General features: G+C 69.5%; 22 protein-coding genes. 16 read left to right on the forward strand and 6 right to left on the reverse strand.

Annotated elements, in window-relative coordinates:
• The first annotated feature begins 33 nt into the window (after positions 1–33).
• From AC3A6F_RS21970 to AC3A6F_RS22010, 9 genes are read left to right on the forward strand one after another with little or no spacing between them, the layout of a single operon-like run.
• Positions 34–1,086: a BMP family lipoprotein gene (locus tag AC3A6F_RS21970; protein WP_487684949.1), complete on the forward strand. Its 1,053-nt coding sequence runs from the start codon at positions 34–36 to the stop codon at positions 1,084–1,086.
• Positions 1,083–2,585: an ABC transporter ATP-binding protein gene (locus AC3A6F_RS21975; protein WP_487684953.1), complete on the forward strand. Its 1,503-nt coding sequence runs from the start codon at positions 1,083–1,085 to the stop codon at positions 2,583–2,585. The genes AC3A6F_RS21970 and AC3A6F_RS21975 overlap by 4 nt, the downstream gene beginning before the upstream one ends.
• Positions 2,582–3,667 carry an ABC transporter permease gene (locus tag AC3A6F_RS21980; RefSeq protein WP_487684956.1) on the forward strand — a complete coding sequence of 362 codons (1,086 nt, stop codon included), beginning with the start codon at positions 2,582–2,584 and terminating at the stop codon, positions 3,665–3,667. Before AC3A6F_RS21975 ends, AC3A6F_RS21980 begins: the two co-directional genes overlap by 4 nt.
• Positions 3,657–4,598: an ABC transporter permease gene (locus AC3A6F_RS21985; protein WP_487684959.1), complete on the forward strand. Its 942-nt coding sequence runs from the start codon at positions 3,657–3,659 to the stop codon at positions 4,596–4,598. Before AC3A6F_RS21980 ends, AC3A6F_RS21985 begins: the two co-directional genes overlap by 11 nt.
• The gene (locus AC3A6F_RS21990; RefSeq protein ID WP_487684961.1) at positions 4,595–5,683 is read left to right on the forward strand and encodes an ADP-ribosylglycohydrolase family protein; all 1,089 of its coding nucleotides are present in this window, start codon (positions 4,595–4,597) and stop codon (positions 5,681–5,683) included. The genes AC3A6F_RS21985 and AC3A6F_RS21990 overlap by 4 nt, the downstream gene beginning before the upstream one ends.
• Positions 5,684–5,699: 16 nt before the next feature.
• On the forward strand, positions 5,700–6,617 hold the full coding sequence (locus AC3A6F_RS21995) for a PfkB family carbohydrate kinase (protein ID WP_487684964.1): 918 nt from the start codon (positions 5,700–5,702) through the stop codon (positions 6,615–6,617).
• Positions 6,614–7,531 (forward strand): nucleoside hydrolase, encoded by a 918-nt coding sequence (locus AC3A6F_RS22000; protein ID WP_487684967.1) that lies wholly within the window; start codon positions 6,614–6,616, stop codon positions 7,529–7,531. The genes AC3A6F_RS21995 and AC3A6F_RS22000 overlap by 4 nt, the downstream gene beginning before the upstream one ends.
• Positions 7,528–8,655, forward strand: a complete 1,128-nt coding sequence (locus AC3A6F_RS22005) for an esterase-like activity of phytase family protein (RefSeq protein ID WP_487684970.1) — start codon at positions 7,528–7,530, stop codon at positions 8,653–8,655. The genes AC3A6F_RS22000 and AC3A6F_RS22005 overlap by 4 nt, the downstream gene beginning before the upstream one ends.
• Before the next feature lie 5 nt (positions 8,656–8,660).
• A complete protein-coding gene (locus tag AC3A6F_RS22010) occupies positions 8,661–9,620 on the forward strand; it encodes a carbohydrate kinase family protein (protein WP_487684973.1) in 960 nt (319 codons plus the stop codon).
• Positions 9,621–9,632: 12 nt separating this feature from the next.
• Here the strand turns inward: AC3A6F_RS22010 and AC3A6F_RS22015 are convergent, their stop codons facing one another.
• The gene (locus tag AC3A6F_RS22015) at positions 9,633–10,262 is read right to left on the reverse strand and encodes a response regulator (protein ID WP_487684975.1); all 630 of its coding nucleotides are present in this window, start codon (positions 10,260–10,262) and stop codon (positions 9,633–9,635) included.
• 227 nt (positions 10,263–10,489) lie between these two features.
• On the opposite strand from AC3A6F_RS22015, the gene AC3A6F_RS22020 reads away from it, so the two are divergent.
• Positions 10,490–10,930, forward strand: coding sequence for a winged helix-turn-helix domain-containing protein (locus AC3A6F_RS22020; protein WP_487684978.1), 441 nt, complete (start codon positions 10,490–10,492; stop codon positions 10,928–10,930).
• A 21-nt stretch (positions 10,931–10,951) separates the two neighbouring features.
• Here the strand turns inward: AC3A6F_RS22020 and AC3A6F_RS22025 are convergent, their stop codons facing one another.
• Both AC3A6F_RS22025 and AC3A6F_RS22030 read right to left on the reverse strand, forming a co-directional pair.
• Positions 10,952–12,448: a hypothetical protein gene (locus AC3A6F_RS22025; protein WP_487684981.1), complete on the reverse strand. Its 1,497-nt coding sequence runs from the start codon at positions 12,446–12,448 to the stop codon at positions 10,952–10,954.
• A 200-nt stretch (positions 12,449–12,648) separates the two neighbouring features.
• Positions 12,649–13,584: a methyltransferase gene (locus tag AC3A6F_RS22030; RefSeq protein WP_487684984.1), complete on the reverse strand. Its 936-nt coding sequence runs from the start codon at positions 13,582–13,584 to the stop codon at positions 12,649–12,651.
• 145 nt (positions 13,585–13,729) lie between these two features.
• Between AC3A6F_RS22030 and AC3A6F_RS22035 the strand changes: the two genes are divergently transcribed.
• The 5 genes from AC3A6F_RS22035 (at position 13,730) to AC3A6F_RS22055 (ending at position 18,780) form a co-directional block, all read left to right on the forward strand.
• Positions 13,730–13,912 carry a hypothetical protein gene (locus AC3A6F_RS22035; protein ID WP_147936749.1) on the forward strand — a complete coding sequence of 61 codons (183 nt, stop codon included), beginning with the start codon at positions 13,730–13,732 and terminating at the stop codon, positions 13,910–13,912.
• An 11-nt stretch (positions 13,913–13,923) separates the two neighbouring features.
• Positions 13,924–14,805 (forward strand): KPN_02809 family neutral zinc metallopeptidase, encoded by an 882-nt coding sequence (ypfJ, locus tag AC3A6F_RS22040; RefSeq protein ID WP_487684987.1) that lies wholly within the window; start codon positions 13,924–13,926, stop codon positions 14,803–14,805.
• 177 nt (positions 14,806–14,982) lie between these two features.
• Positions 14,983–16,167: a zinc-dependent alcohol dehydrogenase gene (locus AC3A6F_RS22045; protein ID WP_487684990.1), complete on the forward strand. Its 1,185-nt coding sequence runs from the start codon at positions 14,983–14,985 to the stop codon at positions 16,165–16,167.
• A gap of 26 nt (positions 16,168–16,193) precedes the next feature.
• Positions 16,194–16,799 (forward strand): hypothetical protein, encoded by a 606-nt coding sequence (locus AC3A6F_RS22050; RefSeq protein WP_487684992.1) that lies wholly within the window; start codon positions 16,194–16,196, stop codon positions 16,797–16,799.
• A gap of 154 nt (positions 16,800–16,953) precedes the next feature.
• Entirely contained in the window at positions 16,954–18,780 is a 1,827-nt protein-coding gene (locus AC3A6F_RS22055; protein WP_487684995.1) for a M4 family metallopeptidase, read from the forward strand.
• On the opposite strand, the gene AC3A6F_RS22060 is transcribed toward AC3A6F_RS22055, so the two are convergent.
• Both AC3A6F_RS22060 and AC3A6F_RS22065 read right to left on the reverse strand, forming a co-directional pair.
• Positions 18,749–19,432: a M23 family metallopeptidase gene (locus AC3A6F_RS22060; protein ID WP_487684998.1), complete on the reverse strand. Its 684-nt coding sequence runs from the start codon at positions 19,430–19,432 to the stop codon at positions 18,749–18,751. The two genes, AC3A6F_RS22055 and AC3A6F_RS22060, sit on opposite strands and share 32 nt — an antisense overlap.
• Before the next feature lie 55 nt (positions 19,433–19,487).
• Positions 19,488–20,507 carry a L,D-transpeptidase family protein gene (locus tag AC3A6F_RS22065; RefSeq protein WP_487685001.1) on the reverse strand — a complete coding sequence of 340 codons (1,020 nt, stop codon included), beginning with the start codon at positions 20,505–20,507 and terminating at the stop codon, positions 19,488–19,490.
• Between the two features lie 123 nt (positions 20,508–20,630).
• On the opposite strand from AC3A6F_RS22065, the gene AC3A6F_RS22070 reads away from it, so the two are divergent.
• The gene (locus tag AC3A6F_RS22070) at positions 20,631–20,933 is read left to right on the forward strand and encodes a 2Fe-2S iron-sulfur cluster-binding protein (protein WP_487685004.1); all 303 of its coding nucleotides are present in this window, start codon (positions 20,631–20,633) and stop codon (positions 20,931–20,933) included.
• Between the two features lie 16 nt (positions 20,934–20,949).
• On the opposite strand, the gene AC3A6F_RS22075 is transcribed toward AC3A6F_RS22070, so the two are convergent.
• Positions 20,950–21,981 (reverse strand): GlxA family transcriptional regulator, encoded by a 1,032-nt coding sequence (locus tag AC3A6F_RS22075; protein ID WP_487685007.1) that lies wholly within the window; start codon positions 21,979–21,981, stop codon positions 20,950–20,952.
• Positions 21,982–22,050: the final 69 nt, after the last annotated feature.

Raw genomic sequence — 22,050 nt, forward strand, 5'->3', positions numbered from 1 at the left:
GGACTGCGCGCAGTTTGCAGGCGGCTGGCGGCCATGGCGGCGAGGGCGCTGCTGCTGCTCGCCTGCCTGGCCGGCCTGAACGCGCTCGCGCATCGCCTCGGCCAGCCGGCCGCCGGCGATGCGCGTCTGCGCGTGGCCCTGTTCGTCAACGGCACGCTGGGCGACAAGTCGTTCTTCGACGCCGCCGCGCGCGGCGTGCGCCAGGCCGCGGCCAGCCTGCCGCTGCGCGCGCGGGTAGTGGAGGGCGGCGTCGACCCGACCCGCTGGCAGGCCGCGCTGGCCGACCTGGCCGACAGCGGAGAGCACGACGTGATCGTGGCCGGCACCTTCACCATGGCGCCGGCGATCGAAGACCTGGCGCGGCGCTATCCGGCGCTGCGCTTCATCCTGTTCGACGCCAGCGTCGACCATGCGCGCTGCGCCTGTCCGAACGTGTATTCGATGCGCTTTCGCCAGAACGAGGGCGCTTATCTCGCCGGCTTTCTGGCGGCCGGCCTGGTCCGCGACCAGCCCGGCGCCGGTCTGGGCGTGGTCGGCGGGATGCAGTTGCCGGTGATCGAGGATTTCATCGTCGGTTTCACGGCGGGCGCCCGCGCGGCGGCTCCCGGCATCGCCGTGCAGGTGCAGTATGCGAACGCGTTTTCCGATCCGGCCGCCGGCAAGGAGATCGCCCGCCTGCAGTACGCGCGCGGCGCCGGCATCGTGTTCCACGCGGCCGGGGCCACCGGCCAGGGCGTGAACGAGGCGGCCGAGGAAGCAGGGCGCTACGCGATCGGCGTCGACCTCGACCAGGCCGCGCTGTACCGCGAGCGGCAGCCGGCGCGCGCGGCCGCCATCGTCACCTCGGTGATGAAGGAAGTCGACGTCGGCCTGGTGCGCGCGCTGGGGCTGGCGCTGGACGGCAGGCTGCCGTATGGCAGCCTGGAGTCGCTCGGACTGGCCGAGGGCGGTGTGCGCCTGGCGCCGGGGTCGAAGGTCATGGATGCGCTGCCGCCGGCGCTGGCGGCGCAGCTCGAACGGCAGCGCGCCGCCATCGTCGCCGGCCGCTTGCGCGTGCCCAGCGCCTTTACTGGCGATGCGCCATGAGCGGCCCGGCGGCGCGGCTGGAATTGCGCGGGATCGGCAAGCGCTATGCGAACGGCGTGCTGGCCAACGATGCGATCGACCTGCGCGTCGCGCGCGGCGAGATCCACGCGCTGATCGGCGAGAATGGCGCCGGCAAGTCGACCCTGGTCAAGATGTTGTACGGGCTGGAGCAGCCGACGGCGGGCACGCTCCTGCTCGACGGCCGCGCGGCGCGCCTGGATGCGCCGGCCGACGCCATCGCGGCCGGCATCGGCCTGGTGCCGCAGCACGTGCAGCTGGTGCCGTCGTTCTCGGTGGCGCGCAATGTGGTGCTGGGCGCGGAGCCGAGCCGCTGGGGATGGCTGCGCCACGGCGCGGCGGCGCGCGCGGTCGAGGCGCTGGCGCAGCGCTATGGCCTGGCGGCCGATCCAATGGCGCTGGCCTCGACCCTGTCGCTGGGTGGACAGCAGCGCGTCGAAATCCTCAAGGCCCTGTACCGCGGCGCCGACCTGCTGTTGCTGGACGAACCGGGCGCGGTGCTCAGTCCCCATGAAGCGGCCTCGCTCTACGGTGCGCTGCGCGCGCTGGCCGACGCCGGCATGAGCGTCCTGCTGATCACCCACAAGATCGCCGACGTGCTGGAAGTGGCCGACCGCTATACCGTGCTGCGCGGCGGACGGGTGGTGGGCGGCGGCCGTTCGCAGGATGCCAGCGCCGCCGGCCTGGCCGCGCAGATCGTCGGCCGTCCGCTGCCGCCGGCGGCGCGTCCGGCGCCGGCAGTGCGCGGCGCGGTGCTGTTGCGGGTACGCGGTCTGGCGCACGCCAGCGGCAGCGCCGAATGTCTGGACGGCGTCGATCTCGACGTCGCGGCCGGCGAGATCCTTGGCATCGCCGGAGTCGAGGGCAATGGCCAGGGCCTGCTGGCGCGCACGCTGGCGGCGCTGCATGGGGCCGCGCTGGTGCCGGAAGACCGCCTGCGAGATGGCGTGGCGCCGACCCTGAGCATCGCCGAGAACGCGATCGCCTCGACCTATCGCAGGGCGCCGTTGTCGCGCCATGGCTGGCTGCGGCGCGCTGCGATCGATGCCGCGGCGCGCGCCATGATCGCCGATTACCGGGTTGCGGCGGCGGGACCGGGGCAGCCGATCGGCGCGCTCTCGGGCGGCAATATGCAGAAGATCGTGCTGGCGCGCGCGCTGGCGACGCAGCCGCGCGTGCTGGTGGCCTGCCAGCCGACCCGCGGCGTCGACATCGGCGCCGCGCGCTTCCTGCGCGAACGCTTGCTGGCCCTGCGCGACGGCGGCGCGGCAATCGTGCTGGTGTCGGCCGACCTCGACGAGATCCTCGAACTGTCGGACCGCATCGCGGTGATGTTCCGTGGCCGCATCGTCGGCCATTTCCGCGGCCATGAGCAGGATCCGCCGTCGCTGGGCGCTTACATGACCGGCGCCCAGCGCCAGCCGGATGCCGCCGCCTGCATGGACTCCCCATTCGCCCCATTCGCCCCGGAGGCCGCATGAAACGGATTGCCGACTTCCTCCTGCCGTCGCAATCGCGTCGCACTGTCGGGGCGGTATGCGTCGCGCTGCTGGCCGGCCTGCTGCTGATCGCCTGCGTCAGCGACGAGCCGCTGCGCGCCTGGCTGATCCTGCTTACCGGCGCCTTGCCGGAATTGCGCCAGGCGCCCGACGGCGGCTGGCACTGGCACCGGCTGGTGCGCTTCGGCACGGTGCTGGAAGACACGGTCAACCTGACGCTGCTCGGCCTGGCGGTCGCGATCCCGTTCCGGGCGCGCCAGTTCGCGCTGGGCGCCGACGGCCAGCTATTCCTTGGTGCGCTGGCCGCGAGCGTCGCCGCGCTGTGCTGGCCTGGGCCGGCCTGGCTGGCGCTGCCGCTGGCCTGCGGCGCGGCGATGCTGGCCGGCGGCGCCTGGGGCGGCGTCACCGGTGTGCTCAAATGGCGCTGCGGCGCCAACGAGATGGTGGTCAGCCTGATGCTCAACCTGGTCGCGATCGAGTTCTACCGGCTGGCGATCACGCGCTGGCTGCGCGATCCCGGCGCCGGCTTTCCGGCCACGCCTTTCCTCCCGCCCGAGGCGGCATTGACGCCGTTGATCGCGCATACCGGCGTGAGCTGGATGCTGCTGGCGGCACCACTGGTGGTGGCGGCCGTGGCGCTGCTGCTGGGCCGCACGACCCTGGGCTACGAGATCCGCGTCACCGGCGCCGCCCCGGCCTTCGCCCTGCAGGCGGGATTACCCGTGGGGCGCGCGACGGTGCTATCGATGGCGCTCGGCGGCATGCTGGCCGGGCTGGCGGGCTTTCATATCGGCCACGCCGTGCTCAAGCGCTTGCCGGTCGACCTGGCGCCGGGCCTGGGCTTCGAGGGTTTGCTGGTGGCCCTGTTGGCGCGCCACCAGCCGCGCGCGATCCTGGGCGCTGCCTTCTTCTATGCCTGGTTGCGCGCCGGCGGCCAGGCCATGGAGCGCGGCACCGACGTCTCGCGCGAGATCGCGCTGGTGCTGCAGGCGCTGGTGATCGTGCTAGTGATGGCCGAACGCTGGCCGTGGCGGCCAGGCCGCGGGAGGCGCCATGACACCTGAACTCGCCGTACTGGCGCTGCTCGCGCTACTGCGCGCGGCCACCCCGATCCTGTACGCGGCATTGGGCGGCCTGCTGTCCGAACTGGGCGGCAAGATCAACGTCGCGCTGGAAGGGCTGATGCTGGTGGCCGCCTTTACTGGCGTGATCGCCGCTATCCACCCGCCGCCCGGCCTGCCGCCGATGCTGCTGCCGTGGTGGGGCCTGCTGGCCGGCCTGCTGGCGGCGCTGCTGCTGGCGGCGGTGCTGGCGGTGCTGCACCTGGAATGCGGGGCCGACCTGATCGTTGCCGGCATCGCCCTCAACCTGCTGGCGGCCGGCCTCACCGTGTTCCTGCTGGCCGAACTGGTGGGCGACAAGGGCTCGACCGCGGCATTTGCCACCCCTGCATTGCCGTCGCTGCGCATTCCCGGCCTGGCCGGCTGGCCGCTGCTCGACCTGCTGCTCAATGGCGAGGGCGGGCGCGGCCACCACGTGCTGATGCTGGGCGCGCCGCTGCTGGCCGGCGCCGCCTGGCTGTTCCTGTGCCATACGCGCCTGGGCGCCTGGCTGCGCGCGGCCGGTGAAAACCCGGCTGCGGCCCACGCCGCCGGCATTCCGGTGCGCCGCATGCACTACATGGCGCTGCTGGGCAGCGGTCTGCTGGCGGGCGTGGGCGGCGTCTACCTGAGCATGGGCTACCTGACCCTGTTCCAGGCCGATATGAGCGCCGGGCGCGGCTTCCTGGCGCTGGCCGCCGTGTTCGTCGGCCAGCGCAGCCTGGCCGGCACCTGCGGCGCCGCCTTGCTGTTCGGTGCGGCCGGCGTCGTCGCCACCCGCCTCGGCGCGCTCGAGGTGGCGCCGCAACTGCTGGCGATGCTGCCACCGGCGCTCACGATCGCCGCGCTGGCCTTGCCGGGATGGTGCCGGCGCCGCAAGCAACCACTTTCATGAAAGAGAACCCACGCGTGACACCCGAACGACTGCAAGACCGGATCTTCGCCTCGCTGGCGCTGGCCGGCATGGGCGACGCCCTCGGCGCGCCGACCGAGCAATGGACCATCTCCGAGATCTTCGCCGCCCATGGCGGCCTGGTCGCGCGCTTCGTGGATCCGCCGCCCGACACCTTCGCCGGCGCCAATGGCGGCCTGCGCGCCGAGGTCACCGACGACGCCAGCCAGATGTACTACCTGGCCCAGGCCCTGCTGCGTGCCGGCGGCGCCCTCGACGAAGCGGGCTGGATCGCCTGCCTGCTCGACTGGGCCGCGCACAGTCCCAAGGCCGGTTTCATGGGTCCCAGCACCGCCGGCATCGTGCAAGCCCTGCGCGAAGGCCGCGACACCGGGGCGGTGGGCACGATCGGTGGTTCGCGCCGCAAGATGACGACCGTCGGCACCACCAACGGCGCCGCGATGCGGGTGGCGCCGGCCGGCCTGCTGCATCCGGGCGATCCGCTGGCGGCCTGCGGCCAGGCGCTGGCCACCTGCCTGCCGTCGCACGACACCGAGGTCGCCGTCTCGGCCGCCTGCGCGATCGCGGCCGCCACCGCAGCGGCGGTCGATGGCGCCGTGCTGTCCGAGGTGATCGAGGCCGCGCTGGCCGGTGGCGCCCATGGCGAAACGCTGGCGCGCCGGCACGCGCGGCTGGCGGCCGGCCCAAATTTCCTGGCGCGCACCCGCATGGCGCTCGACATCGCGCGGGTGGCCCGCGCCAGGGGCGACGACCGTGGGTTCCTGGAGCGGCTCGAGGGCGAGGTCGGCAACTCGGTGCTGGCCGCCGAATCGGTGCCGAGCGCGCTGGCGATCCTGGCCTATGCCGACGCCGATCCGCTGCGCACCATCGCGCTGGCGGCATCCTGCGGCAACGACACCGACTCGATCGCCACCATGGCGGGCGCGATCGCGGGCGCCATGCATGGACGCGCCGCCCTGCCGCAGGATATGCTGGCGGAGTTTTGCGCAGTCAACGCCGCCTATGGGCTGGAGGCGCTATCCGCCGGCCTGGCCGGCCTGGCCTGGCGCAATCGCCGATTGACTTGAGGGAGCAGGGAAAACCATGGTGATCGTATTCGGATCCGTCAACCTGGACCTGAGCGTGCGGGTGGAACATGCGCCGGCCGCCGGAGAAACGGTGCTGGGCGGGGCGTTGTTGATGGGCGGCGGCGGCAAGGGCGCCAACCAGGCGCACGCGGCGCGCCGTCATGGCGCGCAGGTGGCGCTGTTCGGCGCGGTGGGCGACGATGAACTGGCGGCGACGGCGACGGCGCTGGCCGGGCTGGCGCAGGCGGGCGTCGGCCTGGAGGGCGTGCGGCGCGCGCCGGGCCAGGCCACCGGCAGCGCGCTGATCACGATCGACGCCTACGGCGAGAACCGCATCGTGGTCGCGCCGGGCGCCAACGGCGCGGCCTGCGCGGACGACGTGCGCGACGCCGACCTGGCGCAGGCGCGTGTGCTGTTGCTGCAGCTCGAGGTGCCGGTCGAGGACTCGCTGCGCCTGGCGCGCCGAGCGCGCGCCCTGGGCTGCCGGGTGATGCTCAATGCCGCGCCGATGCCGGCCGGCCTGCGGCCCGACCTGGCGGCGGTCGACATCGTGATCGCCAACCGCATCGAGTTGAACGGCCTGGCCGACGCTTTCGGGGTGGCTCCAGGCGCGCCCGCCACGCGCGCGCCGGCGCTGGCCCGCGCCGCCGGCTGCGAGGTGCTGCTCACACTCGGCGCGCACGGGGCGCTGCTGGCGGCGCCGGACGGTAACGTGCGCACGCTGAACGGCCACGCGGTCGAGGTGATCGACACCACCGGCGCCGGCGACACCTTCGCCGGCGTGTTCGCGGCCGCCTGCGCCGAAGGGCAGCCGGTGATGCAGGCCCTGGCGGCGGCCAATGCCGCCGCCGCGCTGTGCTGCGGCGCGCGCGGCGTGCAGGCGGCGCAGCCGGATCGCGCCGCGATCGCGGCCTTCCTGGAGGGCGCCGCATGAGCAGGCACGTCATCATCGACTGCGATCCGGGGATCGACGACGCCCTGGCCCTGCTGCTGGCGGCCGGCCTGCCCGGGATCGAACTGCTGGCGGTGACGGCGGTGGCCGGCAACCGCCCGGTCGACGTCACCGCACGCAATGCGCGTCGCGTGCTCGACCTGGCCGGCCAGGCCGCGGTACCGGTGTATGCCGGCGCCGCGCGGCCGTTCGGCTATGCCGGAGCGCGCTGCAACCTGGTGCACGGCGCCGACGGCCTGGGCGGCGTCGAGCTGCCTGCACGTGGGTCGGTGGCGCCGGGACATGCCGCGACGCACCTGGCGCAGCTGCTGGCCGAGGCGCCGGCGCGCAGCATCGACCTGGTCGCCATCGGCCCGCTCACCAACCTCGCACTGTGCGAAATGCTGGCGCCGGGCAGCCTGGCGCGGGCGCGCCGGGTGCTGGTCATGGGCGGCGCGCTGCGGGTGCCGGGCAATATCACGCCGGCCGCCGAGTTCAACTTTCATGCCGATCCGACAGCCGCGCGCATGGTCCTGGACGCCGGCGCCGAGCTGCTGCTGTTCCCGCTCGACGTCACTGGCCAGGCCGTGATGCATCCGGACTGGATCGCCGGCTTCGCCCGGGCCACCAATGCCTGCGGCCAGGCGGCGGGCGAAATGCTCGCCGCCTATGCCTTGCTCGATCCGCTGCTGCATGACGCCTGCCCGGTGGCCTGGCTGGCGCGGCCCGAACTGTTCGGCGCCGAGGATTGCCACGTGCAGGTCGACTGGCGCGACGGCCCCAGCGCCGGCCACGCCCAGGCCTGGTTCGAAGAGCGTGGGGACGCCCCCGGCCCGGCCAATGCGCGCGTCATGACCTCGGTCGACAACGACGCCTTGCTGGCGCTGGTGGCGCAGGCGATCGGGAGGCTGCCATGAGCCGGCGCTACCTCATTGCCGTACTGGCCCTGCTGGCCGGCTGCGCGGGCGTGCCGTCCGCTGTCACGCTCATTACGGTCAGCGACTTGCGCCTGGTCGGCATGCAACAGCTGGCGCCCGACCTGCGCGTCGACGCGACGCTGGTCGGCGGTATCTCGGGCATCGATTACGACGCCGCCAGCGGCGAGTGGCTGCTGGCCAGCGACGACCGCGGCGCGCACGGGCCGGCGCGCATCTACGCCGCCCGCATCGACCTGGACGGCGGCGCGGTGGGGCCGGTCGAGGTCACGCGCACCGTGGTGCTGCGCCAGGCCGACGGCGAACCGTATCCGGCCTGGGGCCAGCCTGGCGTCTCCGCCGACGTCGAAGCCCTGCGCATCGACCCGCGCGGCGGCGGCATCTGGTATGCCAGCGAAGGGGACCGCGCGGCCGGAGTACCGTCCTTCGTGCGCCGCGCCGGCTTCGATGGCCGCCATGCGGGCGAGCTGCCTTATCTGGCGGCGCTGCAGATCCGGCCCGACTGCGCGTGCGGTGGCCGCAGCAACCTCGGGATGGAGGGGATGAGCTTTTCGCATGACGGCGCCAGGCTGTGGCTGGCGATGGAGGCGCCGCCAATCCAGGACGGTCCGGCGCCGGCGCCGGGCCAGGGCGCGCTGAGCCGCATCAGCCTGGTGGAACGCGATGGCCGGATCGTGGCCCAGTATGCCTATCCGCTGGACCCGGCGCCGGCCCCGGCCTTCGAGGGAGGCTTCGTCGATAACGGCATCTCCGAGATCCTCGCCCTCGGTCCGCGGCGCCTGCTGGCGATCGAGCGCGCCGGACGGCAGCTCGCCGGCAAGCGCTTCGAGTTCGCGGTGCGGCTGTACGAGGTCGACCTGGCGCAGGCAGAGGCGCTCGACCCTGACGCGCCTCTGGCCGGCCTTGCGCGCCAGCCAAGGGCGGCCGTGAAGCGCTTGCTGTTCGACAGCGCCAGCCTGCCTGCGGGCTGGGCCGCCAACTACGAGGCGATGGCCTGGGGCCCGGCGCTGGCGGGCGGGCGCCGCTCGCTGGTGCTCGCCTCGGACAACAACTTCGACGGGGGGCCGACCCGCTTCCTGGTGTTCGACGCGGGGCCGGCGCGATGACCGGCATGCGAGATACCGCCCTGGCGCGGGTGCTGGACGGCGCGGGGCTCGACCTGGGCCGCCCGTTCCGCCTGCTCGCCTATGGCGACCCGAACGTCGATCTGGTGTTCGCCGTGCAGCGCGCGCCGGCAGCCGACGAAAAAGCGCTCGGGCGCCGGCTCGGCCGCTTCGCCGGGGGGACGGTCGCCAATGCCGGCTGCGCCGCCGCCACCCTGGGCTGCAGCACGCAAGCCTTCGGCCGGGTCGGCGACGACGCCGATGGCCGCTTCCTGCTGGACGCCTATGCGCGGCACCGGGTCGCGACCGGCCACGTTCGCACGGTGGCGGGGGCGCCGTCGGCCTGCGCCATGATCATGCTCGAGCCAAACGGCGAGAAGGCGCTGGTCTATGCGCCGCTGCCCGGCGCGCCCTTCGATGCGCCGGCCCTGGGACAGGCGCTGGCGGCGAGCACGCTGCTGTATGCGATGCCCTACGATCCCGGGGAGTTCGCCGGCGTACTGGCCCTGGCGCGGGCGGCCGGCACGGTGGTGGCCATCGACGTCGAAGCCGCGATGGCGCCGCGCGCCGGCGACATCGAGCGCCTGCTGGGGCAAGCCGCCGTGGTGTTCATGAATGCGGCGACCTACCGCCGCCTGTTCGGCCGCGAGCCGGAGCCCGGCTATCTGCGCAGCCTGCTGGCGCATGGTCCGGCGCTGATGGTGATCACCTGCGGCGCCGCCGGCGCACTGGCGGCGACCCGCGACGAGGCGGCGTCCCAGCCGGCCTTCCGGGTGGACGCGGTCGACAGCACCGGCGCCGGCGACTGCTTCAACGGCGCCTTCCTGGCCGCGCTGTTCGAGGGCCGGCAGCTGGCGGACTGCCTGCGCTTCGCCTGCGCGGCGGCCAGTTTCGCGGTGGCGCGACTGGGCGCACGCGAGGGGATTCCCTCGCGTGCGCAGGTCGATGCGCTGACGGCGCTGGACTGAAACGGCGCGGCCTCAGTCGAGCATCCCGCGCCGCAGTGCGATCACCACCGCGTGCGTGCGGTCGCTGGCCTGCAGCTTTTGCAGCACATTGCTCAGGTAACCCTTGACCGTCTCTTCGGCGATGCCGAGCTCGCGCGCCACTTCGCGGTTGCCAAGGCCCTGGGCGACCAGGGCCAGCACGTCGCGTTCGCGCGCGGTCAGTTGTTCCGGCCTGGCCTGGGTGAGGCGCTGGGCCAGGTCCGGCGCCAGCACCCGGCGTCCGGCGTGGGCCGCGCGCACCAGATCGGCCACGCCCGTGCCCAGCGAACTTTTGAGCACATAGCCCGAGGCGCCGGCTTCGAGCGCGCGCTGCACCTGGCCGTCGCCGGCATAGGTGGTGACAGCGATGATGCAGGCTTGCGGGTCCCTGGCGCGGATCGCGCGGATCGCCTCGATGCCGCCGCAGCGCGGCATCGCCAGGTCCATCAGGGTCACGTCCGGCAGCAGGTCGAAATAGCGTTCCTGGGCCTTGAAGCCGTCGTCGGCCTCGGCCACGATCGCGATGTCCGGTTCGTCCTCGAGCACGCCGGCGATCCCGCGCCGCATCAGCGGATGGTCGTCGACCAGCAGCACCCGGATGGGCGGCGTCGGCGCGCCGCTCATCGCGGCATGCCCGGCGTGAAGATGGCGGTAGTTCTTGCCATGAAATCCCTGAAAGATGGTTATTGATGGTGATTCGCGCGACGTTCACCCCCGATCGGGCCTGCTGAAGGATGGATGTGACCGCTATCCTCCCATTATGACGCCTCCCGGTTACAAATCAATACAAGTCGCCGGGCGGCCCAGGGCGCCATGCCGGCGTCGTCGGGGAGAGTGCGAAGGAGCGGAACATGAGCATGAACATGAAAGGCAGGGCGGGATACGAAACGCTGGCGTTCCTGGATTTCGAGCTGGTGCCGGCGGCGCGGCGCCTGCGGCGCGGCGGGCAGGCGGTCGCGATCGGAGGCCGGGCCTTCGACCTGCTGGTGCTGCTGGCCACCCACGCCGGCGAGGTGCTGAGCAAGCGCGCGCTGATGCAGGCCGTGTGGCCGAACACGGTGGTGGAAGACGTCAACCTGCGGGCGCAGGTCGTCAATCTGCGCAAGGTCCTCGGCGGTGGCGGCGACTGTCCCTGGCTGGTCAACGTCGCCGGCCAGGGCTACTGCTTCACCGCGCCGGTGCTGCGGCCCTTGACGCTGTACGGCGCCGACGATGGCTGGCAGGAGGAGGCGCGGGAGGTGAGGGAGGCGCGCGCGCCGGGCTGCGCCGAGGTGGCGGCGCTCAGCGCTTGACCGCGTACAGCCATACCGCCGCTATTCGCCCGCCGCCGCGCACACCGGGGACCCGTTGATATAGCGCCAGCCCTGGCCCATCACCACCACGTCGCGCTCGTCGAGCTTGCGTCCCGGCCCGCACAGGGTCTCATGCGCTGTTGGATTGCGCACGTTGTACAAGGTCTTGAGCGGCTGTTCGGCGTTCGGATAGGCGATCACGCCGTTCACGTTGAACGAGCCGTCCTGGTGGTTGGTGCGTTCGTAGAAGATCTCCGGATCCGGGTTGTACCACGATGGCGCCGTCTCGAGCACCCACTGGCCCAGCGGGCTGAAGTCGGTGTAGCCGTAGCGTTTGGCGTGCCACATGGCGCCGAACTGCAGCACCAGCACCGCCGTGATCAGGGCCAGCGGCCAACGCCGCTGCAGGGCCAGCCAGGCCAGCGCCAGGTACAGCAGCGGCGAGGCGCCCCACACCACGTAGCGCATCGGGCCCGAGGCGCCGGAATTCCAGTTGACGGTGGACAGCGCCGGAATCGCCAGCGCCAGCATCAGGCCGAAGGTCGCGGCCAGGTGCCACAGCGGGCGCTGCGCACGCCGCTGCCACAGCAGCCACGCCAGCAGCAGGGCGACGGTCGGGAAGGCGATGATGGCGCCCTGGTTCGGGTCGAAGAAGAACGAGCCCAGGCGGCCTGGAGTGACCAGCGCCGGGTCGGTCGAGAACTTGGCGATCAGGCTCGGTTCGTGGAACTCCCACAGGCTGAACAGCATCGGCACCACCGACAGCCCGATCTGCAGCGCGCAGGCGACGGCATTGCGCCAGTTGACGACACGGTGCAGCGCGCTTTGCCACGCCAGGTCTTCCGAGACGATCAGCCAGCCCATGCGGATGAAGGGTGCGAACAGGCCGAAGGACACCAGCGGCGGATTTTGCGTCGCAGCCAGGCCGACCAGGATCGCGCCCGCGATCGGGCGTCCGATGGTGAACAGGATCAGGCCCGCCAGGAGCGAGCCCATGGTGAACACTTCCGGGCTGGTCCAGTTGAGGTAGGGCAGCGCGCCGCACAGCACGAACAGCATGATGCCGACCCAGGCGCGCAGGGCCGAGCCGAGCAGCAGGTAGCAGGCCGCGGCCAGCGCCAGCACCGGCAGGTAGTTCATCACCTGGTAGGCCTTCCACGGATTGACGCCGATGCCGTCGAGGATGACGAACGGGATCGCCGTCAGCATCGAATAGCCGACGAAGTGGATCGACATGTAGTGGCCACGCTCGGACAGCAGCAGGCCGGGGATCGGGACTTGCTCGCCGGCGCTGATCCTGTCGCGGATCGTGCCGAGCACGGCGCGGAACTCGACCTCGTTCTGCGGCGTGAGTTCGATCATGCGCTCGACGTCGCTGGCCACGATGTAGGGCGTGCCGTGTTCGGCGACGGCGACCGTGGTCAGGCCGTATTCGAGGAAGTCGCCATAGCGCTTGACTTCGGTGGTGCTGAACACCACCACCAGGACCAGGAACACCGACAGGAGAAAACGCAGCAAGGCTTGCTTGCGGGGAGGCGTGGCGTGCATGAATGGCGGGCGCGCGATATCCGCGCTGTATTTGCAGTAGTTGCCAGATTGTAATGCTTTGTCATGGCGAGTACCAGCATTCGCCCGCCATTCCGGGCTGTTTCGATGTCGATTATTCGCCTGGCATAAATCGGATACGAACTGGTCACAAGCCAGCCGTCAATCCAGCCTCAGCGCTTGACCGCGTGCAGCCACACTGCTGCGATCCGCTCCACGTCCTCATAGCCCGGTTCGCCCAGCTGGCCGCCGAAGATGTCGGGATCGAGCTCTTGATAGGTCCAGGTGTCGCATTGCGCCGACAGGGTCGGGCGCAGGCTTTCCAGGAAGTGGTCGCCCGGGCCGGACAGGGCCACGCCGGTGTAGAGCATCAGGCTGCCGCCGCGGCGCAGGCGGCCCAGGCTTTGCTCGACGATGCGGCGCGATAGTTCGGCGCCGCGTTCGCCGCCGCCATGGCGGTAGCGGCGCTCGTCGGGATCGACCACGAAGGGCGGGTTCGACACCACCAGGTCGAAGTCGCCCTGCAGGCCGTCGAACAGGTCGCTTTGGGCGAGCGCGAAGTTAGCCGCCCCGTTCAGGCGGCCGTTGACCATCGCCAGCTCGAGCGCCTTCGGGTTGATGTCGGCGCCGATCACCTCGGCGTGCGGGAATGCGCGCGCGATCGTGAGCGCGCCGGCGCCCCCGCCGCAGCCGATGTCCACCGCGCGCACCGGCCCGGCGCCGACGAAGGCGAAGCCGCGCCGCATGGCGGTCACGAAGCGGTAGGTGTCGGGGCCGAAGAACACGCTGTCGTCGTCGCGCGTCGGCCAGGCCGAGTGGAACAGCAGCATGTCGTCGAGGGTCGATACCCGGACCAGTGAACGCAATCCATCCTCTTTCTCTTCCAGCATGCCGGCATCGACCATCAGCGCGAGCACGCTCGCCGGCAGCAGATCACGGTCGAACGGCCGGCTCCAGCCGAACACGCCGCGCAGGTCGTGCGCGCGCTCGTTGCCGGGCCGGCTGTTGATGCGGCGGTGGGTCGAGGGCGTGACGGTCATGAAGCGGTAACCGGCCTGGCGCAGGGCTTTGCCGAGGGCGAGGAGGGCGTTGGCGTTGGATGAGTTCATGGCGCCAGCCTGGCACAGGCGCGGCGTTCGCTCCGTGCGCGCACGCACGCAGGATGTATGCGTGCGCGGGCCGGATTTGGTGCATTATGTGATCAACCGGAAGGCGATGGAAATCGACCGGAAAATTAAAAGTGGGAGAGAAATCATGACGAGCCTGGAACTGGACGACGTGCCGCGCAGCCGCATGGCGCGCGAGATCGCACGCGAGCGCCGCGAGCGCGCGCTGCATGACGAGCTGCGCGCCGGATTGGGCGCGCTGGACGACCTGCGCGGAAAGGACGCGCGCGAGCGCGCCGACACCTGCAACTTGCGCCGCGGCGGCAACTAAAAGGAGCATCGATGCGTTGGGAAGGCGACCGTGAAAGCGACAATGTAGAAGACCGGCGTGGCGATGGCGGCGGGGGCGGTGGAGGCTTCGGCTTCGGTGGCCGCTCGATCGGCATCGGCACCATCGTTGTCGCCCTTGTCGCTTCGTATTTCCTTGGCGTCTCGCCTGCCACCATCCTCGGCCTGCTGTCGGGCGGCGCGCCGCCACAGCAGCAGGCACAGGTCGAGCAGCCGCGCGCCGAGCGCGCCGACGACCGCGAAACCCGCTTCGTGCGCACCACCCTCGCCTATACCGAGGATGCCTGGGCCCAGCTGTTCAGCGAGCAGGGCGCGCAGTACACGCCGGCCCGGCTGGTGTTGTTCGACGGCCGCACGAACACCGCCTGCGGCGTCGGCCAGAGCGCGACCGGCCCGTTCTACTGCCCAGCCGACAGCAAGGTCTATATCGACCTGGGCTTTTTCCGCACCATGCAGCAGCGCTTCAACGTCGAGGGCGAGTTCGCCCAGGCCTACGTCATCGCGCACGAGGTCGGGCACCACGTGCAGAACCTGCTGGGCATCTCCAATAAAGTGCACGCAGCGCAGCAGCGCGCCAGCGAGACCCAGGGCAATGCCTTGTCGGTGCGCCTGGAACTGCAGGCCGATTGCTTCGCCGGCGTGTGGGCCAATCGCACGAACCAGCGCGCCAAAATCCTGGAGCAGGGCGACATCGAGACGGCCCTCAATGCGGCCAGCGCCATCGGCGACGATGCCTTGCAAAAGCAGGCGCGCGGCGTGGTCGTGCCAGATTCGTTTACCCACGGCAGCTCGGCCCAGCGGGTACGCTGGTTCCAGCGTGGGCTGGAAAGCGGACAGGTCGAAGCTTGCAATACATTCGATGAAAAAAAGCTATAAACAGCATCAATTAATTGCCTAGCACACATAATTACTTGATTTTATTAGATAAAATCGCTGGAAAGGTGCGTTCGTTTCCGTGCGCCTATCGCAATTCGTGACGGTTTGACATAAGTTTGTGTCACATCAGCTCGTCCTCGCACGAGCCGTCACCAACCGAATTGTGAAGGAGCCTCCATGCTGGCAATGAATTACCGTGGGCCATACCGGGTCCGCGCCGAGCACAAGCCCGATCCCGTCATCGAGCACCCCGGCGACGCCATCGTGCGCGTCACCCGGGCCTGCATTTGCGGATCCGACCTGCACCTGTACCACGGCCTGGTGCCCGACACCCGGGTCGGCCACACCTTCGGCCACGAGTTCATCGGCGTCGTGGAAGAGGTCGGGTCGGGCGTGCACAAGCTGAAAGTCGGCGACAAGGTGCTGGTGCCGTTCAATGTGTTTTGCGGCTCCTGCTTCTTTTGCCAACACGAGTTGTATGGCAATTGCCACAACACGAATGCGCAAGCGACGGCGGTCGGCGCCATCTACGGCTACTCGCACACGGCGGGCGGCTACGATGGCGGCCAGGCCGAATACGTGCGTGTGCCGATGGCCGACGTCGGCCCGATGGTCATTCCCGACGACATCCACGACGACGATGCGGTCCTGCTGACCGATGCGCTGCCCACCGGCTACCAGGCGGCCGAGATGGGCGACATCCAGGAAGGCGACACGGTGGTTGTGTTCGGCGCCGGCCCGGTCGGCATCTTCGCCGCCAAGTCGGCCTGGCTGATGGGGGCGGGGCGGGTGATCGTGGTCGACCACGTCGAGTACCGCCTCGAATTCGTCAAGCGCTACGCCCAGTGCGAGGTCGTCAACTTCAAGGACGTGAAGGACATGGCGCTGCACATCAAGAAGATGACCGACTGGATGGGCGCCGACGTCTGCATCGATGCGGTGGGCTGTGAAGCGGCCGGCAACACCATGCAGACCATCACCGGCGTCTACACCATGATGCAGGCCGGTGCGGCGACCGTGCTGCACTGGTGCATCAACTCGGTGCGCAAGGGCGGCAACGTCTCGATCGTTGGCGTGTACGGCCCGACCTTCAACGCGGTTCCGATCGGCAATGCGCTGAACAAAGGCTTGACCCTGCGCATGAACCAGGCCAGCGTGCGGCGCCATCTGCCGCGCCTGATCGAGCACATCCGTGCAGGCCGGATCGATCCGAAGCAGATCATCACCCACCGCATCCCGCTGGAAGAGGTGTCGGATGCATATCACATCTTCTCGAGCAAGCTGGACAACTGCATCAAGCCGATCCTGATCCCGCCGCGCGCCAACGAGGTGAAGGCGGTCAAGGCCAGCGTCCAGCAGTGAACACACGATCGAGCACAGGAGAAAATATGGAAACACGCAACGATATCGTCACCGCCAACGACCAGCACGACGGCCACCATGCGCCGGGCGAGCATGACGGCGAAGGCCATGTGGGCCACGTGCACGGCGCCATTGCGCCGCGCCGCCCGACCCGCGACCAGCTGCAGCACATCCAGGGCTGGGGCGCCGACCTCGATCGCAAGAACCGTCCCGGCGTGCCGATGGAGCGCACACCGCCGCGCTTCATCAACGTCCCCGACGGCGACCCGGTGCCGCAGGAACAGCACGTCGAAGTACTGGTCTCGACCGAGCGTCCGGGCCGCACGCCGCTATTCGGGACGGTGCAGCCGCCGTCGGGCCTGTCCGGCGCGATCCGGCGCCTGGCTTTCAAGAGCACCGAAAACGACGTGCGCCACTGGCTGCTGTTGCTGCTGGCCGACCGCGTCAACGTGGTCGAAGGCATCGGCGACGACCTGGCCAAGGGCAAGGTGCCGAACATCCTGGCTGAAATGGGCATCAAGTCCGAGTTCAAGCACAATCCGGCGGGTCTGGCCAAGAAAGTGGCGATCGGCGCGGCCGTGATCGGCGCCGCCTGCTACCTGATGAAACGGCGCGACCGCCGCTATCGCTGATTGCCCGCTGAGTTGTCCGCCGTACTACCTTGATGACCGTGTTGCCGAATTGTGGCAACACGGTCATTGTTCTTGAGCAAACCCACCTTTACAAGCTCGTCCATCATGGTCGATGACCGGCGCCCCCCGGCCCGGCATACCGGATGGAGACGAGATGATCCCGCAACCGCTTCTCAAGGCAGCCCTGCTGGCGGCTGCCGTCCTGTTCGCGCCCGTGTTTGCGCCCACTGCGCTGGCTGCGCCGATGATGGGGCCGCCGCTCAAGCTGGACGGCAAGGCCCAGGCCCAGGTCGTCAGCCAGCTGGCGGCGCGCCGCCCGGCGGTCGGCCTCGACGCCGACCACGGCTACAAGGTGATGGCCCAACACCCGGGCGTGCAGGGCACCCACGTGGTACGCGTCGCCCACCTGTACAAGGGTCTCAGGATTTTTGGCTCGGAATCCGTGGTGGTGCTCGACGCGCGGCGCCAGATCGTGTCCGAAAGCGCCTCGCCGCGCCGCCTGCACCTGGGGCGCGGCGCCGCCAACCGCATGCGAGGCGCCACCGCCGGTTTCAATGTAAAACCCACCATCAACCGCAAGGCCGCGATCGCCGCCGCGCTGCGCGACATGCCGGACGGCGTCGTCAACGTGGTGGCGCCGACCGCCGAACTGCTGATCTACGCGATGATGCGCGACGAACGCGCGCCCGGCGCCGAGGGCAAGCTCGAGTCCGAACTGAACGCGGTCGACTTGGTCGAGACGGTGGAGCGCTATGAGCTGGCCTGGCTGGTCCGCCTAAGGATGCGCAGCGGCGCGCAGCCTCTGTATTACGACGTCGTCGTCAACGCGCGTGACGGCGAGATCATCGACCGCTGGAACATGCTGCAGACGGTGGAAGGCATCGGCAAGAGCCAGTACAACGGCGATGTCCCCTTGAGCACCACCTTCGCCAACAACGTCTACCAGATGCTCGACCCCGAGCGCGGCAAGGGCGGATCGTTCGGCGCGATGGCGATCACCAACGCCAATCACGGCACGGCGAGCGGCCGGGTGTACAGCAACACCGTCAACACCTGGGGCGACGGCAAGCAGTTCGTCGAGGGCGGCAGCACCACGGGAGCGAACGGCCAGACCGCCGCCGTCAACGCCATGTGGGGCCTGAAGAACACCTATGACATGCACAAGAATGTGCTGGGCTGGCTGGCGCTGGACGGCCAGGACACGGCCACCCACATCGCGGTGCACGTCAACCGCGGCTATGACAATGCCTATTACAGCGATACCTGCCGCTGCATGTTCATCGGCGATGGCACGTTTTTCACCAACCTGGGTTCGATCGACGTGGTCGGCCACGAGATGGGCCACGGCATCACGGCCGCCTCGTCGAACCTGGTGTACTCGGGCGAGCCGGGCGGCCTGAACGAATCGAGTTCGGACATCGCGGGCGAGGTGGTCGAAGCCTATGCGCGCGGCGGCGGCACCGGCGACGTAATCCCCGAGACCGGCAACGACTGGATGCTGGGCAGCGAGATCAGCCGCACCGGCACGCCGCTGCGCTGGATGATCAAGCCGAGCAAGGATGGCAATAGCATTGATGCCTGGAGCACGGGCCTGCGCCGGCTGGACGTCCATTACAGCAGCGGCCCGAACAACCGCATGTTCTACTTCCTGGCGAAAGGCTCGAGCGCGGAGAGTGGCAACGATGCCTGGAGCCGCTACCTGGTCAAGCAGCCGCTGGCGATGACGGGCATCGGCATCGACAAGGCCTTCCGCATCTGGTTCCGCGCCAACACGACCAAGTTCACGTCCAGCACCAATTACGCCGATGCGCGCACCAAGATGATCGAGGCGGCCGGCGACCTGTATGGCGCCGGCGGACGCGAGGCGATCGCGGTGCAGCGCGCCTATGCCGCGATCAATGTGGGGCTGGACGTCGACGAGCCGGTGCCCGCGCCGTCGAGTGCCTCGGCTACTGGTCGGACATTAGTGGAAACGGATTGAGCGGGGTGCCTTTCCACCACTGCTTCTCGGCCGTCAGCGCGACGACGGCAAAGTGCAGGTGCGGCGCGGCCGGGTCGGCATTACCGGTCGCGCCGACGTAGCCAACGATGTCGCCGCGCTTGACGTCCATGCCTTCCTTGATATTGTCGGCATAGCGGTCGAGGTGGGCGTAGTAATAGGCATACTGCTCGCTCGGATCGAACTGGTAGACCGTCAGGCCGCCCGGTTTGCTCTGAAACAGCTTGACCACCTTGCCGTCGGCCGCGGCGAGCACCGGCGTGCCGGTCGGCGCCATGATGTCGAGCGCCTCGTGCTGGCGCTGTTCGCCGCGTGGCTGATAAAAGGTGTCGGTCAGCTGATCCGACTTGATGCCCTGGACCGGCACCAGCAGCTTGCCGGGTACGGTGGCAGGAGCCATGGGCGCGGCGCCTTCCGCGACTTCAGGCCGCAGCGGCAGGTCGGCCTCGAGCAGGTTCGGCTCGACCACCGGCGCGGGCGGCAGCTGGCCCTCGATCTGCGCCGCCGGCACGCCGGCCGGGTTCGAGGCCGGCGGCGCGGTGGCGACGACCTCCGGCGCCGGCGAGTCCGATCCGTCGCTCAGCAACACGAACAGCACCCCGGCGCCCAGTAGCGCGCCAACGATCAAGGTCATCAGCCATTTCATCGCGTTCTCCGTCCGGCGCCTCTCGCCGGGGTTGATCTAAAGATTATTTGACGAGTTCGACTTCGGTGCCTTCGCCGACCGCCGCGCCCACTTCGGCAGCGCTCCAGTTGGTCAGGCGGATGCAGCCATGCGATTCGGTCTTGCCCACATGGCCGGGCACCGGGGTGCCGTGGATGCCGTAGTGCGGCTTGGACAGGTCGATCCACATCACGCCGACCGGGTTGTTCGGCCCCGGCTTGATTTGCGTCTTGCTGTCGCCTGGCTTGGCGTCCCAGAACAGTTTCGGGTTGTAGTTGTAGACCGGGTTGGCGTGCACGCCGTTGATCTTCCAATTGCCGATCGGCAGCGGGTCGCGCTTGCTGCCGGTCGAGACCGGATACTGGGCCAGCAACTGGCCGCCGGCGTCAAACAACTGCAGGGTCTTGGTCGAATCGCGCACCACGACCCTGGCGGCCTGCGCCAGTGGCTGCTTGCCGCTCACGTGCGGCACCACGATCTTTTCGCCGGCCTGCGACAGCGACTTGCCGGGATTGAGACGTTGCAGCAGGGCCGGGCTGGCGTGGAATTTCTCGCCCAAGCCTTCGAGCGCCGTGGCGTAGCCAAGCGCGGGCAGCTTGGCCTTGCCCATCATCGTGTCCGGGATCGGCTGGAAGGGGCCGGCCACGTCTTCCGCGGCGATCGTGTATTCGGCCAGGGTCGGGCTGGGGTCGGTGTTCAGTGCGTTCCAGGTGGCTTCGTCGAGCTTGCCCGTGACCGGCAGATTGCGCTGGGCCTGGAAGGTGTTCAGGGCCTGGCGCAGGTTGGAGCCATAGGCGCCGTCGATCTCGCCTGGCGACAGGTATTGGCGCTCGAGCAGCACCTGGGCCCGCAACAGGCGTTCGAATTCGGCCTGCTCGGCGATGGCGGGATCCTGCACCGCGCCAGGCGCGGCTTGCATGGGTGTTCCCGCTGTAGTTTGCTGCTGCTGGACAGGAGCTAGCTGGCCGGCTGGCTGTTGCGCGAAGGCAGAAGGGAAAACGCCTCCAAGGGCGACGATCAGGGTCAGTGCGGTGGCTTTTTTCATATGGTCTCCTGCAATATGCTTCTGGAAACCTTAGCGTAATGACATGAATCAACCGGGTCTGTGCGTGAACGAACCCTTCAAACTTGTCCGCTTTGTTCCAGCCGGCGCTACAATCGACGGACCATGCCGACCATCAGCCATACCGTCACCCTGGTTCCCCTTGGCGCCAGTTTTTCTGCGCAGGAAGATACGACCCTGCTGCAGGCCCTTGAGGCGGCAGGGCTCGATGCGCCCAGTTCTTGCCGCAACGGCACTTGCCGCACCTGCATCTGCCGCCTGCGCGACGGCACGGTGGCCTATACCGTCGAGTGGCCCGGCCTGTCGTTCGACGAGAAACGTGAAAAGTATATTTTGCCTTGTGTGGCGCTGGCGCGCAGCGATTTGGTAGTCGATTTGCCGCTGGCGCGGCGGCTGCGGTTCGACTGAGGTGCTCAGGTAGCGCTCAGTTGGCGCTCTCGAGCCCGGTCGTGGCAAACCGTTCGCGGTACAGCTTCGGCGTGATGCCCAGCTTCTTCATGAACACCCGCCGCATATGCGCCTCGTCGCTGAAGCAAGCGCGCGCCGCCACCGTCTTCAATGGCAAGCCGAGGTCGGCCAGCAGGTGGGTGGCCCGCTCGAAGCGGCTGGCCTCGATGAATTCCTGGGCGCTCAAGCCCACCTCTTGCTGAAACACCCGGGCAAAGTGGCGCTCGCTCATCATCGCCCTGGCGGCCAGTTGCGCCGTCGTGAAGCGCTCGTGCAGATTGTCCAGTATCCAGTTTTGCAATTCGCGGATGTTCGGGCGCGCCGTGCGTTCGCTCTTGAGGTAGGAGCTGAACTGCGACTGGCCGCCGGGCCGCTTCAGGTAGACCACCATTTCGGTGGCCACCTCGAGCGCCAGGTCGCGGCCGAAGTCTTCCTCGACCAGGGCCAGCGCCAGGTCCATGCCGGCAGTGACGCCGGCCGAGGTCCATAGCTTGCCGTCGCGGATGAAGATCGCGTCGGCCTCGACCGCGATGGCGGGGTGAAAGGCCTGCAGGCGCTCTGCGACGCTCCAGTGCGTGGTGGCGCGCTTGCCGTCGAGCACCCCGGCGGCGGCGAGAAAAAAGGCGCCCGAGCAGAGCGACGCCAGACGTTCGATGCGAGGGCAGGCGGCCGCTATCCAGTCGACGATCGCGGCGCCGTCCGCCAGCGCGGCATCGATGTGGCGGGCGCCGACCACGATCGCGCTGTCGGGCAGCGTCAGCGTGTTCAAGACCTTGGTCGCCTCGAGCGACATCAGGGTATCCGACGCTACCGGGCCGAGACGGCTCGACGCAATGCGCACGTCGTAGCCGGGCTGGTGCCCGCGCCGGGCGAGGTGCAGGTTGGCGTACTCGAACACCGACATCGGCCCGATCGCCTCCATCGCCTTGAAGCCGGGGTAGACCACGATGTCGACGGTCCGGGTGCGCTCCGTGCGGGCGTCGATGGCGGGTGGGGGCGTGCTGGTCATGCGCCATTGTCGCCGCCGCAGGCGGCAAAATCCAGTCTTCATGCGGCAAAATCCTGCCATTCTCGCGCC

The organism is Massilia sp. Soil_C_3 (assembly GCF_057657035.1).

Excerpts from the sequence above, each read along its gene's own strand:
- AC3A6F_RS21970 (WP_487684949.1), top strand. The coding sequence starts at position 34 with ATGGCGGCGAGGGCGCTGCTGCTGCTCGCCTGCCTGGCCGGCCTGAAC.
- AC3A6F_RS21975 (WP_487684953.1), top strand. The coding sequence starts at position 1,083 with ATGAGCGGCCCGGCGGCGCGGCTGGAATTGCGCGGGATCGGCAAGCGC.
- AC3A6F_RS21980 (WP_487684956.1), top strand. The coding sequence starts at position 2,582 with ATGAAACGGATTGCCGACTTCCTCCTGCCGTCGCAATCGCGTCGCACT.
- AC3A6F_RS21985 (WP_487684959.1), top strand. The coding sequence starts at position 3,657 with ATGACACCTGAACTCGCCGTACTGGCGCTGCTCGCGCTACTGCGCGCG.
- AC3A6F_RS21990 (WP_487684961.1), top strand. The coding sequence starts at position 4,595 with ATGAAAGAGAACCCACGCGTGACACCCGAACGACTGCAAGACCGGATC.
- AC3A6F_RS21995 (WP_487684964.1), top strand. The coding sequence starts at position 5,700 with ATGGTGATCGTATTCGGATCCGTCAACCTGGACCTGAGCGTGCGGGTG.
- AC3A6F_RS22000 (WP_487684967.1), top strand. The coding sequence starts at position 6,614 with ATGAGCAGGCACGTCATCATCGACTGCGATCCGGGGATCGACGACGCC.
- AC3A6F_RS22005 (WP_487684970.1), top strand. The coding sequence starts at position 7,528 with ATGAGCCGGCGCTACCTCATTGCCGTACTGGCCCTGCTGGCCGGCTGC.
- AC3A6F_RS22010 (WP_487684973.1), top strand. The coding sequence starts at position 8,661 with ATGCGAGATACCGCCCTGGCGCGGGTGCTGGACGGCGCGGGGCTCGAC.
- AC3A6F_RS22015 (WP_487684975.1), bottom strand. The coding sequence starts at position 10,262 with ATGAGCGGCGCGCCGACGCCGCCCATCCGGGTGCTGCTGGTCGACGAC.
- AC3A6F_RS22020 (WP_487684978.1), top strand. The coding sequence starts at position 10,490 with ATGAGCATGAACATGAAAGGCAGGGCGGGATACGAAACGCTGGCGTTC.
- AC3A6F_RS22030 (WP_487684984.1), bottom strand. The coding sequence starts at position 13,584 with ATGAACTCATCCAACGCCAACGCCCTCCTCGCCCTCGGCAAAGCCCTG.
- AC3A6F_RS22035 (WP_147936749.1), top strand. The coding sequence starts at position 13,730 with ATGACGAGCCTGGAACTGGACGACGTGCCGCGCAGCCGCATGGCGCGC.
- ypfJ (WP_487684987.1), top strand. The coding sequence starts at position 13,924 with ATGCGTTGGGAAGGCGACCGTGAAAGCGACAATGTAGAAGACCGGCGT.
- AC3A6F_RS22045 (WP_487684990.1), top strand. The coding sequence starts at position 14,983 with ATGCTGGCAATGAATTACCGTGGGCCATACCGGGTCCGCGCCGAGCAC.
- AC3A6F_RS22050 (WP_487684992.1), top strand. The coding sequence starts at position 16,194 with ATGGAAACACGCAACGATATCGTCACCGCCAACGACCAGCACGACGGC.
- AC3A6F_RS22055 (WP_487684995.1), top strand. The coding sequence starts at position 16,954 with ATGATCCCGCAACCGCTTCTCAAGGCAGCCCTGCTGGCGGCTGCCGTC.
- AC3A6F_RS22060 (WP_487684998.1), bottom strand. The coding sequence starts at position 19,432 with ATGACCTTGATCGTTGGCGCGCTACTGGGCGCCGGGGTGCTGTTCGTG.
- AC3A6F_RS22065 (WP_487685001.1), bottom strand. The coding sequence starts at position 20,507 with ATGAAAAAAGCCACCGCACTGACCCTGATCGTCGCCCTTGGAGGCGTT.
- AC3A6F_RS22070 (WP_487685004.1), top strand. The coding sequence starts at position 20,631 with ATGCCGACCATCAGCCATACCGTCACCCTGGTTCCCCTTGGCGCCAGT.
- AC3A6F_RS22075 (WP_487685007.1), bottom strand. The coding sequence starts at position 21,981 with ATGACCAGCACGCCCCCACCCGCCATCGACGCCCGCACGGAGCGCACC.